The 14,955-nt window shown below is 55.6% G+C and carries 17 protein-coding genes and 2 pseudogenes; 8 read left to right on the top strand and 11 right to left on the bottom strand.

Features of this window, described 5'->3' with window-relative positions; genetic code table 11:
* The 5 genes from V0R62_RS07110 to V0R62_RS07090 form a co-directional block, all read left to right on the top strand.
* Positions 1-2,044: T6SS effector BTH_I2691 family protein (locus V0R62_RS07110; protein WP_330103269.1), on the top strand; the 2,044-nt coding region annotated here is incomplete at its 5' end.
* Positions 2,041-2,856 (top strand): DUF6708 domain-containing protein, encoded by an 816-nt coding sequence (locus V0R62_RS07105; protein WP_330103268.1) that lies wholly within the window; start codon positions 2,041-2,043, stop codon positions 2,854-2,856. The genes V0R62_RS07110 and V0R62_RS07105, both read left to right, overlap by 4 nt.
* A gap of 205 nt (positions 2,857-3,061) precedes the next feature.
* Positions 3,062-3,721 (top strand): DUF6708 domain-containing protein, encoded by a 660-nt coding sequence (locus V0R62_RS07100; RefSeq protein ID WP_330103267.1) that lies wholly within the window; start codon positions 3,062-3,064, stop codon positions 3,719-3,721.
* Positions 3,718-3,975: a PAAR domain-containing protein gene (locus tag V0R62_RS07095; protein WP_330103266.1), complete on the top strand. Its 258-nt coding sequence runs from the start codon at positions 3,718-3,720 to the stop codon at positions 3,973-3,975. The genes V0R62_RS07100 and V0R62_RS07095 overlap by 4 nt, the downstream gene beginning before the upstream one ends.
* Positions 3,941-4,522, top strand: a complete 582-nt coding sequence (locus V0R62_RS07090) for a hypothetical protein (RefSeq protein WP_330103265.1) — start codon at positions 3,941-3,943, stop codon at positions 4,520-4,522. The genes V0R62_RS07095 and V0R62_RS07090 overlap by 35 nt, the downstream gene beginning before the upstream one ends.
* On the opposite strand, the gene V0R62_RS07085 is transcribed toward V0R62_RS07090, so the two are convergent.
* A complete protein-coding gene (locus V0R62_RS07085; RefSeq protein ID WP_330103264.1) occupies positions 4,476-5,252 on the bottom strand; it encodes an AraC family transcriptional regulator in 777 nt (258 codons plus the stop codon). The genes V0R62_RS07090 and V0R62_RS07085 overlap by 47 nt on opposite strands.
* A gap of 10 nt (positions 5,253-5,262) precedes the next feature.
* A complete protein-coding gene (locus V0R62_RS07080) occupies positions 5,263-5,805 on the bottom strand; it encodes a helix-turn-helix domain-containing protein (RefSeq protein WP_330103263.1) in 543 nt (180 codons plus the stop codon).
* A 154-nt stretch (positions 5,806-5,959) separates the two neighbouring features.
* On the opposite strand from V0R62_RS07080, the gene V0R62_RS07075 reads away from it, so the two are divergent.
* From V0R62_RS07075 to V0R62_RS07065, 3 genes are all read left to right on the top strand, one after another.
* The gene (locus V0R62_RS07075; protein ID WP_330103262.1) at positions 5,960-6,742 is read left to right on the top strand and encodes an aldolase; all 783 of its coding nucleotides are present in this window, start codon (positions 5,960-5,962) and stop codon (positions 6,740-6,742) included.
* Positions 6,743-6,775: 33 nt separating this feature from the next.
* Entirely contained in the window at positions 6,776-7,666 is an 891-nt protein-coding gene (locus V0R62_RS07070; RefSeq protein WP_330103261.1) for a dihydrodipicolinate synthase family protein, read from the top strand.
* Between the two features lie 123 nt (positions 7,667-7,789).
* Positions 7,790-8,347 carry an RNA 2'-phosphotransferase gene (locus V0R62_RS07065; protein ID WP_062360273.1) on the top strand — a complete coding sequence of 186 codons (558 nt, stop codon included), beginning with the start codon at positions 7,790-7,792 and terminating at the stop codon, positions 8,345-8,347.
* A gap of 168 nt (positions 8,348-8,515) precedes the next feature.
* Here V0R62_RS07065 and V0R62_RS07060 read toward each other — a convergent pair.
* The 9 genes and pseudogenes from V0R62_RS07060 to V0R62_RS07020 all read right to left on the bottom strand — a co-directional run.
* Positions 8,516-8,665, bottom strand: a pseudogene (locus V0R62_RS07060) (DUF3077 domain-containing protein); the annotation flags it as partial.
* Positions 8,666-8,947: 282 nt separating this feature from the next.
* Positions 8,948-9,238: a contact-dependent growth inhibition system immunity protein gene (locus tag V0R62_RS07055; RefSeq protein ID WP_330103260.1), complete on the bottom strand. Its 291-nt coding sequence runs from the start codon at positions 9,236-9,238 to the stop codon at positions 8,948-8,950.
* A gap of 86 nt (positions 9,239-9,324) precedes the next feature.
* The gene (locus tag V0R62_RS07050; RefSeq protein WP_330103259.1) at positions 9,325-9,555 is read right to left on the bottom strand and encodes a hypothetical protein; all 231 of its coding nucleotides are present in this window, start codon (positions 9,553-9,555) and stop codon (positions 9,325-9,327) included.
* A 514-nt stretch (positions 9,556-10,069) separates the two neighbouring features.
* Positions 10,070-10,705 (bottom strand): hypothetical protein, encoded by a 636-nt coding sequence (locus V0R62_RS07045; protein WP_330103258.1) that lies wholly within the window; start codon positions 10,703-10,705, stop codon positions 10,070-10,072.
* A gap of 271 nt (positions 10,706-10,976) precedes the next feature.
* Positions 10,977-11,501, bottom strand: a complete 525-nt coding sequence (locus tag V0R62_RS07040) for a hypothetical protein (RefSeq protein ID WP_330103257.1) — start codon at positions 11,499-11,501, stop codon at positions 10,977-10,979.
* Positions 11,502-12,362: 861 nt separating this feature from the next.
* Complete coding sequence (locus V0R62_RS07035; protein ID WP_330103256.1) at positions 12,363-12,701, bottom strand: hypothetical protein; 339 nt, start codon at positions 12,699-12,701, stop codon at positions 12,363-12,365.
* A 157-nt stretch (positions 12,702-12,858) separates the two neighbouring features.
* Complete coding sequence (locus V0R62_RS07030; protein ID WP_330103255.1) at positions 12,859-13,095, bottom strand: hypothetical protein; 237 nt, start codon at positions 13,093-13,095, stop codon at positions 12,859-12,861.
* 371 nt (positions 13,096-13,466) lie between these two features.
* Positions 13,467-13,790 (bottom strand): hypothetical protein, encoded by a 324-nt coding sequence (locus V0R62_RS07025; RefSeq protein WP_330103254.1) that lies wholly within the window; start codon positions 13,788-13,790, stop codon positions 13,467-13,469.
* A gap of 304 nt (positions 13,791-14,094) precedes the next feature.
* Positions 14,095-14,728: pseudogene (locus V0R62_RS07020) on the bottom strand (hypothetical protein).
* Positions 14,729-14,955: the final 227 nt, after the last annotated feature.

Raw genomic sequence — 14,955 nt, 5'->3', positions numbered from 1 at the left:
GGCCCCCGACCTGGACGGCGAAGCCCGCGCCCCCGCACCAGGCAGCAGCGTGGCGCTGTGGCAGCGCTGGCTGCAAGACCCGAACAGCCCGCCCTACCGCGCCGTGCTCCTGCGCGATCGGGCCCTGCTCGCCGCGCTGCTTCCCAGTTTCTCCACCACCGACCCCACCGACTGGGGCGACAGCGAGAAGCTCTATGGGGCGCTGAGCAAGGTCATCGCCAGTGACGATGCCGGCTTGAACCTGCGCGACACCCTGCGTCAGGCCATCGCCGAGACGCAAGGCGCGATCAATGGCGCCAGCCTGCGCCTGAAGCCCCTGCTGCCGCCCGGCGTGCAGCGCGCCGTGATGCGCCTGAACAGCGCCAGTCAGTGGCTGTACAACGGCGTGCAACTGATCGAGCTGCAGGTGCAGATGAAGCTCCGCGAGTACTACTCCCTGCAGAGTGCCCACTTGCGCGAGCTGCAGCACAAGGCCAGCGCGCAGACCGCCAAGGCCCGCGAGCGCATGCTCCTGGGCCTGCGCGAATTCGACGAAGGGGTGAGCGCGTCCAGGCGCTGGGTGCGGCCGGTCATCCAGCACGGGCTGCTGAGCCTGGCGGTGCTCGACCCGAAGCTGGCGCACAGCATCATCACCGTCAGCGTCTGGGTCGAGGGCACCGCCGACGTGCTGCAGGAGCGCCTGGCCCAGGAAGCCGGTCTGCGCGTCAACCAGCTCAGCGACGCCGCACAGATCAGCCTGGTCAACCTCTCGGTCGCCGCAGGAACCCTCGACGCCAACGCCCGGCAACTGCTCCACGGCATGCGCATCACCGCGAAACAGGCGGCGCAGCTGGTGCGCACCAGCTTCACCGGCATGCGCGGCGTGGCGGGCAGCTGGGAACTCCTACTGGCCCTGGGCGGCTTGTACCTGACCCACGACAGCCTGGCGAAGAATCTGGAAAAGGCGGAAATCGAGATCGGCGAGAAATCCAGGGAAGCGGTGATGGCGTTGCATGGGTCCAAGCTGGCGATTCTTGGCGGTGGGATCGAGGCACTGGGTTTGATCATCAGGACCGGCGCCACGCAGATCAACACCAGGATACCCATGACGCCTGCGGGGACGGCACGGATGGCCACTGTCATAGAAATGGGGCGGGCAACAGTCAGGGTAGGTGCCGTCATGGGGGCCGTGGCCGGGATTTACGATACGGCACAAGCAGTGTTTTCCATAAAGCGAGCATCGGCGGGCGGGGATAAATACGCCATGTATATTCATAGCTTTGCTGCTACCGCATCGATTATTGGGCTTATTGCGTCAATACATGCAGTATTCACGCCTATACTTTTGGGTCCTTTGGGTATAGCGATTGTCTTCGCCACCGTCTCATATGGCGCTAGTAAATTTGCGGAAAGCAAGGAGTCCAGCCCATTAGAACGCTGGGCAAAGCGTTGTCATTTCGGAAAAGCCAATGAGAAACCTGCCATCCATTGGGAATTCCCTGAGCACGCTGATATCGCTTTTGCAGAGTTGAACGCCGCCACACTAGGCATCGAGGCAGGCCTGAAATTCGAATCCCGAAGAGCCGACCCCACGCTCACGGCTAAAATCGGATGGATTGCCCAAGCCGCGACCGATCAAAATCTGACATTCAAGATTTTACTACCCAATATTAATGTCTCAAGCTACAGCTATCACTGGTCCCTGATCGTTCATCGACATGGCGATGGGGTTCCGTCCAACTACACAAGCGGAGAAACAATCGCCTCAGGGTCCCATGAGGTTTTACACCCACTGCCAACTTCACAGAAAAAGCCGTCGTCGCGCCCCTCTCACAAAGTTAAAGACTACAGAGCAGATACCCTCAGCCAAAAAACCAGCAAAAAATCTGCAGTGTTGCACTCCGGGGGCTCCACTACCACCGAGTTCATAACCGGCCATATAGAACTCACCCCAAGCCTTGGCAGGCACAGCATACAGGCTGCAACTTTAAACGTGACTTACTGGCCAGACCGAAACTCCCCTGAGGCCTATGCACACTTAGAAATCCAGGCGATCAACGAATGACCAAAACCAATGAATATCTACCTCGCCACCCCATTGGCTGGAAGTATGACCTACCTCTTCCCTCCGAAGAACCACCTCAATCATTCAACCCGGCTCTGCTACCGCCCACACCAAATCAAATAAACAACACTTACATGGAAGTATCCAGAGCAACTTTGAGCACCAGAGGCCTTGGCAGCATTGGCGGAAGCATAACATTACTACTCAGCCTTCTAATAAACTTACCATTCATCTATGACTCAATCACAAATAGCAGCGAGATAAACATAGGATTTATACTTCTAGGATACCTATTTATAATTATTTCATGCTGGGCGATAATACCTTACATCCGTATAGACCTAGAACTACCGCGCGACGAGCCAATACGCTTCAACCGTTCACGCCAGAAAGTCTACTTCTATCAATACAGATTTGATCGCATCAGCGTGTTCAGCCGAAAAAAATGGGGGATCCACCCTGTGGTCTACGACTGGAAAGATCTTATCGCCGAAGCCTGTAGTGTCTACGCCCCCATGGGCAATGGCGGACTCGTAGAGAACGTCCTTATTGCAGTCCGCAAGCCAGGCACCGACGAAATCATCGACCGTCTTTTCTTCACCCATAACATCGAGGATGGCAAGCGATACTGGGAAATCATCAGACTGTTCATGCAACAGGGCCCAGAAGCCCTTCCCACCTTTGTTCGCCCGCCCCGCGATTGGGACAATGACTTCGAACTCACCCCCATTCGCCGATTGGCCCCCAGGGTGCAATGGCCTGAAGCGATAGACCGTGAGTCCCGTACCGACCCCGCAGGAGATCCCATATGAGATCGATTGCGCTTACTGCCCGTCAGGAATCCATGGAAATCTGTTAATGACCATAAATAACAAAACGTTAGCTCGTCGCGGCCTAGGCTGAAAATATAACCTACCACTTCCCGATGAGAAGCCCGCACATAAACTTAACGCAGCCTTGCTACCACCCACACCAAGCAAAATAAACAACACCTATATAGAGATTCCCAGATCAAGCGTGAGTGTTAGAGGTATTGCCTCAATTGGCGGAAGCATCGCCTTACTATCCGGCCTCATATTATATTTATTCACTATACTCAGCACAATAACAGAAATCGGCATCAGCGAAGCGAAAATCATAGCTATAGGCCTAACAATAACCACAGCCGCATACTGGGCAATGATACCGTTCGTGCGCTTAGACATAGAACTCCCACGCAACGAACCAATCCGCTTCAATCGACTCAGGCAAAAAGTTTATTTTTATGAATATCGATTTGATCGCTTCTACATATTCAGCCGAAAGAAATGGGGGGTACGACCCGTAGCCTACGATTGGAAAGACCTTATCGCCGAAGTCTGTAGTGTCTACGCTCCCATGGGCAATGGCGGACTCGTCGAGAACGTCCTTATTGCAGTCCGCAAGCCAGGCACCGACGAAATCATCGACCGTCTTTTCTTCACCCATAGCATCGAGGATGGCAAGCGATACTGGGAGATCATCAGACTCTTCATGCAACAGGGCCCCGACGCCCTTCCCACCTTCGTTCGCCCGCCCCGCGACTGGGACAATGACTTCGAACTCACCCCCATTCGCCGATTGGCCCCCAGGGTGCAATGGCCGGAAGCGATAGACCGTGAGTCCCGTACTGGCCCTACAGCAGGAGAACCCACATGAAACCAGTCGTCCTTGTAGGCCACCTGCACGAATGCCCGCTACATGGCGCGGGTGTGGTGGAAACCGGCAGTGAAACCTATCACTTCAATGGCAAACCCGTTGCCCGGGTCGGGGACCGCATCAGCTGTGGGGCGCTGATCGAGACAGGAGCCACGCACTTTCTCATCGATGGCAAGCGCGTTGCACGCCAGGGCGATCGCACCAGTCATGGCGGCACGCTTGTCGAGGGGGACTCTGGGTGGTTACTCGACTAATAGGACCAGTCAGCGCCTTTTTCACCAGGGGTTCCGCGACAAACCATGGATCCGCGACACGGCCCGCAACCATCGCGACACCTTTCTGCAGCAGGTCCTTGAGCAGGCCGGCAGCACCTACGGCGACGCCTGGCTCGCCGAGTTCCATGCCTTCGCCGCTCGTGAAAAACTGCAGCTGGTCTGCATCGACGAACAAATGCGCCTGGACGACCTGGCGCCGCCCGTGCTCGACAACATGGGCGTGCGCACCCACCAGGGCATGGGCTTCGAACTGCACAGCAATTTCTTCTTCGCCGACCACAGCATCTACTTCGCCACCTTCACCCACGCCCGCTGGTCCGAAGCGCCTCGCGAGGAGTACCTGGACGACCAGCGCGAACGGTACATCAGCCCGCCCTACACCTGGCACTCGCCCTGCGGCCTCTACCCCGTCGACCAGGCCTGCACGCAACTGGCCGCCCACTTCGCCGAGGCCAAGGCCTGGTCGCGCACCTGGCCTTTCAGCCATTGCGATAGTGCCCAGGCGTGGTCGCCAGGTGGCGCTTGAAGGCCCGCTGCAGATGGGCCTGGTCGGCGAATCCCGCTTCCAGCGCCACCTCGGCGATCGGCCTGCCGGCCCGCAGTTGCGCCCGGGCATGCTGCACCCGCTGGTCGAGCAGGTAGCCATGGGGCGTCAGGCCGAAGCGCTTGCCGAACGCGCGGATCAGGTAGGCCCGTGACAGCCCCGCCGCGATGCAGATGTCCTCCAATGTCAGCGGGTCGAGGCGATGGGCACGGATGAACGCGGCGGCCAGTTCAAGACGTGGATGGCGTGCGGGCTGGCCGCTCGCGTCAGCCTCCAGCACCTGCGGCAAGCCCCTGAAGAACGCGTCCAACTGCGCCTCCCGGCTTTCGTTCCCGGGCTCGAACAGCCCGGCGAACAACGCCAGCAACTGCCCGTACAGCGCCGCCGATGTGCTCAAGGTCGCCGAGGGCAGCGCAAAACCTCGCGCCAGCAGCCAGGGCATGTCGACGAACAGCATCAGGTACGACCAGGGTTCGCCCTGGATCGGGTTGCAGGTGTGCACCACGCCTGGGTTCATCAGCACCGTGGTCCCCGCCGCCACCTCGTGCCGGGCGTTACCGGTCAGGTAGGTGCTGCGCCCGCCAGTGATCACGCCGATGGAGAAGCTCTCGTGGGAATGGGCGGCGTAGCACACCTGGCGGCCGTCCCCCACGCGCCGGGCCTCGACGAAGGGCAATGCCGGATCACGCCAGAACCGCGAGACCTCGATCATCGCCCCGCCCTCACCCCTCGCCGCCCTGCACCACCACCAGCAACTGCGCCTGGCGCTCGCCGACCGAACGCAGGCGGTGCGGGGTCTGGGCATTGAAATGCAGGGCGTCGCCCGCCTCCAGCAGCACCCGCTCGCTCATGAAGTCCACCTCCACCTGCCCCTCGTGAACGAACAGGAACTCCTCGCCTTCGTGCTCCTTGAAGGTCGGGTCGCTGAACGTGGTCGGCGGCTGGATCAGGAACGGCAGCAGGCTGCGCTGGCCGACCTGCGAGGTCAGCACCGCATACCCCGGCCCGTCGCCACCGCCCACCAGCGCCTGGCGCTCGCCGCGGCGCACCAGGCTGTAGCGCGCCTGGCCGTCGTGCTCGCCGTCGAACAGCTCCTCGACATTGACGTTCAGCGCACGCGCCAGCTTCAGCGCGGCGGCGATCGACGGCGTGTTGAGGCCGCGCTCGACCTTGGACAGGTAGCTCTTGGTCATACCGGATTTCTCAGCCAGCTGCTCAAGGGTGATGCCCAGTTTCTTTCTCAGCAATTTCAGTCGGATAGACATGTGACGCGGGTTTCCCGAACAAACGCACTTGCTTATGACACTTTGTGTCATATAGGATTATTTGTGTCATCTGATGGCTCGCCCCCTCACCGTCCAAAGCTCGGGGGCGAGCCAGCCCTGACATCCGTCATCACGCCACAGAGGAAAGCTCCCCATGGCCAACACCCTTACCCTCAGCAAAGACCAGCTGGTGCAAAAGGCACTGACACAGATGCAAGGCTCGCTTGCCGATAATACGTGGACTGTGCGCGAAAAGCTGGCCCTGACCTGCCGAATTCTCTTCGACCACGGCCACGACTCGGGCCTGGCCGGGCAGATCAGCGCCCGTGGCCCGCAGCCGAGCACCTTCTACACCCAGCAACTGGGCCTGGGCTTCGACGAAATCACCGCCGGCAACCTGCTGCTGGTCAACGAAGACCTCGAAGTGCTCGAAGGCCAGGGCATGCCCAACCCAGCCAACCGCTTCCACAGCTGGGTGTACCGCGCCCGCCCCGACGTCAACTGCATCATCCACACCCACCCCACCCATGTCGCCGCGCTGTCGATGCTCGAAGTGCCGCTGCAGGTCTCGCACATGGACCTGTGCCCGCTGTATGAGGACTGCGCGTTCCTCGAGGCCTGGCCAGGCGTGCCGGTGGGCAACGAGGAAGGCGAGATCATCAGCGCCGCCCTGGGCGACAAACGCGCCATCCTGCTCTCGCACCACGGCCAGCTGTCCACCGGCACCAGCATCGAGCAGGCCTGCGTCTATGCCCAGCTGATCGAGCGCGCCGCGCGCCTGCAACTGCTGGCGATGGCCGCCGGCACCATCAAGCCGATCGCCCCGGAACTTGGTCGCGACGCCCACGACTGGATCGACCGGCCCAAGCGCCACGGCGCCGCCTTCAACTATTACGCCCGGCAGGCCCTGCGCCAGCACGCCGATTGCCTCGCCTGACCCTACCTTGCCTTGCTTGCGGAGCCACACACCATGACCACTCGATTCCACGGCATCATCGGCTACACCATCACCCCGTTCGCTCAAGACGGTGAAACCCTCGACCTGCCGGCCCTGGGCCGCTCCATCGACCGCCTGATCGACGGCGACGTCCACGCCATCGCGCCGCTGGGCAGCACCGGCGAAGGTGCCTACCTGAGCGACGGCGAATGGCAGCAGGTCGCCCAGTACAGCCTCGAGCGCATCGGCAAGCGCGTGCCGAGCATCGTCAGCGTCTCCGACCTGACCACCGCCGGCGCCGTGCGCCGCGCCCGCTTTGCCCAACAGCACGGCGCCGACGCGGTGATGGTGCTGCCGGCGGCTTACTGGAAGCTCAGTGAGGCCGAGATCGTCCAGCACTACCGCGCCATCGGCGCGGCCATCGATCTGCCGATCATGCTCTACAACAACCCGGCCACCAGCGGCACCGACATGCCGGTGGAGCTGATCCTGCGTATCGTGCGCGAAGTCGACAACGTGACCATGGTCAAGGAGAGCACCGGCGACATCCAGCGCATGCACAAGCTGCAGTTGCTCGGCGAGGGCCAGGTGCCGTTCTACAACGGCTGCAACCCGCTGGCGCTGGAGGCCTTCGTGGCCGGCGCCACGGGCTGGTGCACAGCGGCGGCCAACCTGATTCCCGAACTGAACCTGCGACTGTACCAGGCGGTGCAGGCCGGTGAACTGGAGCAGGCCAAGGCGCTGTTCTACCGCCAGCTGCCGTTGCTCGACTTCATTCTCAAGGGGGGCTTGCCGGCGACTATCAAGGCGGGCCTTGAGATGACTGGCCTGCCGGTAGGCGAGCCACGGCGGCCGGTATTCGGGCTGGATGCCCAGGGCCGCGACCAGCTGAGGGCGCTGCTCGACGCCTTGCGTCAGGGCTGACATCAGCGACGTACCTGTGGGAGTCAGCTCCCACAGGTGCTCTACACACTTGAGAACTCGACCCCGAACCCGGAGAATGCCCCCGACCCAAACGACCAGAAGCCATGGAAAAGGACCTTTCCAGTGAACCAGAAACAACGCGACACCCTCAGCAAGTTCCTCAGCTACGTACTGCGCCACGCCCCCGAATCCATCGACCTGTCCCTCGACCGTGACGGTTGGGCCGATGTCGACGCGCTGATCCACGGCGCCGGCCGGCAAGGCCACGCCTTCGACCTGCACGCCCTGCGTGAAGTGGTCGAGACCAATGACAAGCGCCGTTTCACCCTCTCCGACGATGGCCGCCGCATCCGCGCCGCCCAGGGCCACAGCAGCGCCCAGGTCGAAGTGCGCCACGTCGCCAAGACGCCACCCGCCCTGCTCTATCACGGCACCGCCAGCCGCTTCCTGGCCTCCATCGAGGCCCAGGGCCTGATCCCCGGCAGCCGCCATCATGTGCACCTGAGCGAGGATCCGCAGACCGCGCTGGCGGTGGGCAAGCGATATGGTCAGCCGGTGCTGCTCACGGTCGATACCCAGGCGATGTGCGCAGCGGGAACAGTGTTCTATCAAGCGGATAACGGTGTCTGGCTGGTAGACCAGGTGCCGCCGGCCCATCTGTCACGCCAAGCAGAGAAATAAGCCAAACCCGTCCCCCTGTAGGAGCGGCCTTGTGTCGCGAAAGGGGTGCGAAGCGCCCCCAGGGCTCGTGCATCAAGCAGATATCGCCGGGGCTGCTCTGCAGCCCTTTCCGACCGGTCCGACGCCTCGGCAAGGCCGCTCCTACAGGGGAATGCGCAAAGCCTGGGACTAGTGCGCCATCCACAGCTCATTGGCCAAGGCACTGAGATAATGCGCCGCCCAGACCATCCGCGGATCTTCGTCCATCACCCCGACCAAGGTCAGGAAACGCACATAGTCCATCAGCTCGGACGCCTGTTCGCGGGCATGCTGGCAAGGTGAACGCCGTCCAGTGTTCCTCCCACCGGGCAGCGCTTTGCCGCAACTGCTTCACTATTTGAAGATTCCGGCGCTGTTGGAGTCAGTTTCCATGTCCGTGATTTCTACACCTGGGTTCTCTGTGGTCAGCGGTGACTCTTCTTCCTGCGGCGAGGTGAGCATCAACAACCCTTCAGAGCTTCGTAAGCACACCAAATGCAATGGCGAACCTGCTCTGCGCCAAGATAATAATCTGGATCGCTCTGAAGCAAGCTGATCAGGCTCATATAGGACGATATTGTCTCATCCATCTTTATCAACATCAGTCAGTACCGCCCGAACCTTGCGCAGCCAACCAGCATAATCCAGACCTTCTGAGTCTGGCGCAAAAAAGCAACCTATTTCCCGTGCCACGAGATATTCAAGCACTTCATCAGGGAAACTGAAATCCAGCAACTCATCAATCTCTCGCACACCTGCCACAAGCACTTCTTTTCGCTCATCCACAAGCATACTGCGCAACGCCTCAGTGCTATTGAAATATTCTTCCGGCCAATCCTGATGAAAGTAGCAACCCAGTAGATGAGAGAGCATGGGGAACTTCATAGACACCTAAGTCGAAGATGTGAAAACATGGAACTCCAGACCCTGCACCCTGCGCTATCATGTACGCAGCACGCTCAGACCCTTTCCTCAAGGTAAGGGTAGTACTCTGGCCCGCCCTCCTTCTTTATCCAGATGCGTCCGCACTCCGGGCAAACAATAACATCTCTGCTCAGGGCATCTATCTGCTCGAAAAACGCCTCAAAAGAAACCTTCCTTTTGTCAGCCTGTTCCGCCAGCTCGTACAACAGCTTGTTCGGAATCAGCGTAAACTCCTCTGAAACAGGAGAGCTGACCAGACTGATCACATAAGTGCACCTGCATAGAAATTTAGCCAACGTTAATCTCTCAAAAAATTCCAGCACTCAGGCATTAAAACAATCAAAGCCTTCAGCATAGGAGTTACTTACGCATAGCTTCTTGCGAGGTCAATACTTGCAACACATCGCCGACCTTCATTTTGCCATTTTAAATCTCTCAAATTTGGCACAGGCCTCCCTTACCCAGCAGGTTGCAACCGACTCATTGTGCTAATCGCTGCTGTCACCCCTGTTCTTCCGGCAAACTATCCACGTACATAAGCACGCACTTGCCTGCATCCTTCACAACCATACTGATTGGCTTGCTGGTCTCACCACTGTCCAGCGAGAGCTCGACCAGCAGCTGCTGATTCTCGAACCCGGATCAGTTGCTCTATGCTTTTTCCGCAGTTTTCCCAGTCAAAGCGTTCTGTCATTTGATCGCCTGTTCATTTCAGTGGTCATGGTCAAAACACGTTCAGGTCACGATACTTTTAGCCTAATCAGCCAGTGCCCGGGAACGTCACTCACGACAGTTCTCCTCGGGTGCAGTGCTCCCTTGCACAGGCACCGGCAGGGTCTGTTCGACCTGCGCCAGACGCACCAGCTTGCGTACTTCGAACACACACTGCCACTGCCCTGTGCCCTTGCTGTTCCAAGGTGTGTCGATACCCACCGTCACCTCGTACTGCTGCCCTGCCTCCAGTCGATAGACCTTGCTCTGTTCCGGGCAGCTCACCGAGCTGATACTGCTGTCAGCGGCAACGGAGCGGTTGGTGGAGAACATGAACGGCGTCGACACCGGGACGCGATACTCCGTGACCACGGGCTGGTAAGGCCCAGCTGACGCCTGCCGGATACCACTGATGGCCGGTAACGACGGCATGACAGGGGGCGACATGCCAACCGAAGCGCTCTGCCTGGGAAATGCCGGATAAGCCGGGCTGGCCTCATCGAACCCACGGCCCGCCATGGCCATCAGGTGCCTTACCTTGGGTACGCACGAACCTGCGAGGGAGTCGCCATACACATCGGTATTGGTGGTTACACGTACCAACGCCATGTCGGCAGGCAGGGTCGGTTCAACATAGGGGACAGAGCCGAAGCCAGAGCAGCCAGCGAGTAAACAGGCCGACGAAAACAGAATTCCGCGCATCATGAAAAATCCTTTTACATCTTATTAGAAATATACAACATACTCAATGATCGCAAGAGATAGTTCTTGACAACCCTGAGTTCCAAAAGGGGACAAATTTAACTTCCATGCCCTAACTTCAGCGCACCCCGCCTCCAGAGCTCAACCGCGCCACCGACACCTTGAGTACCAGGCTTCGCCGTCGCCTTAGTCATGCAACAGCAGAATTTAGAGCAGCACAAATAAATCTATCCCTTTTTCCGTTGGTCCCTTTTCCCCTTTCAGTCACTTTAAATTACGACTGCCAGAATGTCAGGCAAACTCCATATTCATCAAGGAGATCGTCAGCAACCTCAAACTGAAATACCTTCCCTGGGAAAGCATCTGACAACGCACGCCTCCAATACTTGGCGATCTGTTCAGCAAATATATAACAAAGACGATAATCTTCTTCCGACAGGCCCACTTTAAATACGGGACGCCCCGGTGCATCTTCCCACTTTGAGAAAAACTGATTTATTGAAAATATATTTCTGTATCGCTCAACGTCTCTACGCAATGCACTTTGCTCCAACACACCGGACTCGGTCTCGACTAGCCCTTTCAAATGAAACCTTTGCGGATTGTATTGCTGAGCGTCAGGCAGCCAAAAAATGTGACCATTAATCTCAATAAAATCAGGAGAGAGCAGACCAAGAACAGAAATCGCTTGCTCTAATGAAACCAAGCTTCCTACATATGAAAAAAACTCCCCGGAACCAATATCTGAAACAAACAAACTCAGCGACTCTTTGGAGATATTACCTTTATACACCCTCATCACTTCAACCCCAAACTTTCAAGAATCGACAAAGGAACATTCCCTTCAAAAGCTTTTGTATCGCTTCCCTTCTTGGGGAAACACATTCCATTCGGAACTTCAAAAAAGGGGACCAAAAAAGGGGACAGATTTATTTTCCATGCTCTAACTTCAGCGCGCCCAGCCTCCAGCGCTCAACCTCCTCACTGAGACCTCAAACACTAGGCTTCGCCGTCGTCTAGGCCATGCAAAAGTAAAAAAATTAGAGTAGCATAAATAAATCTGTCCGCTTTCCCCTCGTAAATCTAGACCCTATAGCCCGCAAGCCTCATGTGCGAAAGCACCATCTCATCAAACACCTCATCAGACACCCCCCTCATCGACCTGACACTCTTCCAATTCCAAAAAATCGGAAGAATCTTACTGTCTAGGCGATCACACTCCTCAAGGAAAATATTAGCCAAATCATATTTATCCAAGCTTGGATTCTCCTCCAGCACCCTGTTTAGCACAAAGCTTGGCAGCATCCCATCAAGAATTTTCGACAACGAATCGTTACTTCCCAGAAACGACATGAATCCCCACCCACCGCTTCAACCTTTAAAACCATAGCACACCCGCAACTCTAGAGCGCCCGACAAGCCAAGTATCAAAGCATGAGCAACAAGGGGGGACAGATTTGCTTTCCATGCTCTAACTCCAGCGATCAACCTCCTCACCGATACCTTAAGCACAAGGCTTCGCCGTCGTCCTTGCCATGCAACAGCAGAAATTAGTTTATAATAAATATATCTACCCCTTTTCTCTTCAACCTCGCCTACCCATCTACCGGACAATGTTCAGCTCAACAATTGAAGGAATCCCTTTATACCGACCGGCGACTTACAGCTTGATAAAGGAAAAAACCTCTCTAAATGAATTCTCGATATCGGGTGATGCTTCAAGGTGAGCAAGTGCTTCGCTCGGGGTTAAAGGCATATCGTAAGGCTCAAAACCTCGGCGGACTGCAATACCATATAACGCATACTCATCAACATCCGAGTGCTCCCAATAGGGCACGAAGCCAATTATCTTATACACCTTAAAAACTTCATCCTGAAACCCCATCAAGTCGCATATATATACTGGGACTTTATCCAGCGATAAGGCTCCAGCACACCAGAAATTGAGCTCTTCTTTGCTGATAGCTCCACAAATCAGGCAGGTAATGACGAAGGCCATCAGCTCATCATTAAAAACATCAAACTCAATATACTTCACATTCCACCCCAATCAAAAAGAAGGGACAGATTTTTCATGTTTTCCGCTGCCACCTTCCACTACTTCGCCTGTTAATTCCTTACCAAACAACTGCGACGCCATTATTAAAACACCAATACTATCCCTCAATTGAATTCTTTGCGAGAATTATTGAGTCTAAAAATCCAGCCAAGGGAACCTTCAGGATTGAGCTATTCAAGTCAGTAAACACCTCAATCTCTAAACCACCCACTCCTTGATCCTGATTAACTTGCGCTATCGGCTCTCCTCTGTATTGTATTTCAACAGTCAACTTCTCGTAACGACTATCACTAAACCCAACAACCTCAAAGTCAGGATTACTATTAATTTTCATGGCTGCACCTTTGGATCTAAGAACCCAGATAATGACCCATCGCTATTGAACCGGAGCCCTCTACCCTCCGGAGCTCTCACCTCTAGCCCACCTCGACTCAAATTTTTATAGCTTGCATCAGGAAGCTTGAGTATTTCATTAACAATCCCTTGGGCGGTAGCGTTTTGTTTTTCAAGCCCACCTGACAGCTTAGGGAATATCCCCGTTGAGCGCTGCCCAGAAGCATGTTTTGTCAATGATCTAGCGGTCTCTGTGAGACCTTCCTTGTTAATAGAATTTGCAGCAGCTGAGGCTAGGTCATCAACAGTGCGACCGCCGAAGTTTTGCAACGCACTGGAAGTTGCTTTTGCACCGACTAGCCTTGGTGTTCGTTAAAAAACTTCATGCCTCAGCAACTTAAAACCACCACCTTGGCTAATCAACTTTTCTATATCAGCCGAACGATTTGTAGCGTTTATATAGAGCAAGACTTTATAGCTCGCGCAGTTCTGCTCTACTGGATAGCCGCCCAAAGGATCAATATTCAATTTTAAAACAAAATTCTCTGAATCACTTCTACCCCACATATAGTAGATACCACCCTGATAAGAGCTATCCCTTTCCTCAAAAATCTCTCCCAGCGCTCCTTCCACATCACTTCTCGCCGAAAGAAGACATGATTTTTCCGCACCATAGAGATCATAGACAATAGTCATTTCGGTAACACCGCACTCGGAGCACGCCTTGCGGCTGTTGCCGCAGAGTCATAGATCATAAAATTAACTTCGCGTCCTGCTTGGGCGCTCATCTTACTCGACAAATCTTTCAGGCCAAGGGCTTGCAAGTCTCTTGCACTCAACGGGCCCGTACGAGTTCCGCCACTCCTCAAACCTATTCCTAAGGATTGAGCGCGTTGCAAAAGTTCTGGACTTGCCAGCGCAACATCAAAGTCACTCCCCCTGCCAACGTCAAATGCCTCCCCAGTTTATTACAGCCCCTTTTGCACCGAGGCTATCGCCCTTATGTCACCGGCCTAAAATCATCAATCGTCCTATTTTTCTCTTTCAATAGAAACGCAACGAAACCGGGATTGAAAACCATCAAAAACTCAATAGCATCATAAATTTTCCAGCGATGTATTTCGGGATGATCAATTATGGTGACAAGGTGTTTTTTCAACAAGAGGCACATATTCCGAGTAGTTTTCACTACTCGCCAAATCAAAGATCTTGGCTATTTCAAACGGTTCACTACTCGCCAAAGCAATGATTTTCGATAGAGGGGAATAGATCTGGACTCTCGCAACCTCGATATCTCCACGATCAGCCACGTTGGCAAAATACCGAGTCACAGCCAAGAGTATTTGGTGATAAGTGTCGTCGTATCCGTGTAGTCGATGAAAATAGACTCCTTCGATGCCTCCAGGCTTGTCCATTCTCCCCTCCAAGGCAATCAACCCTTCATGGATGCCCCAACTAGTCAGTAACTTTGCAGCCAAGAATTGCTCCTCATCGTTATTCGCATGACGAAGCAAATCCAGCACGGCGTCAATTCTATCCTGTGGAATATCCTCTGGATCCAAATCTCCTGCACTCACGGCATAATCTGCATGTTTTGGAATGTGATTCAAAAGTTCGTATGTTTTCGACCCCATAAAAACCTATTTTTTTACCGTTTTAATATAGTCGGCCGGCACACAGCCCTTGATCAAACACTCACCATCACGCGTAGCGTTACCCAAATCTCTCTCCGCGCTAATCAACGAATATTTGTTTTTTTCGAGATGGGTTGTTTGTATACCTTGCACGAGCCGCATCTACTTTCGATTGCAATTCTGCTGCCACCTGTAGATTCGTCAAAGACTTGGTATCTGGAAGTACA

This window comes from Pseudomonas carassii (assembly GCF_036324045.1).
GTDB classification, from domain to species: domain Bacteria; phylum Pseudomonadota; class Gammaproteobacteria; order Pseudomonadales; family Pseudomonadaceae; genus Aquipseudomonas; species Aquipseudomonas peradeniyensis.
Note: the sequence above shows the minus strand (reverse complement) of the source record. Positions and strands in the feature narration are given on the sequence as shown.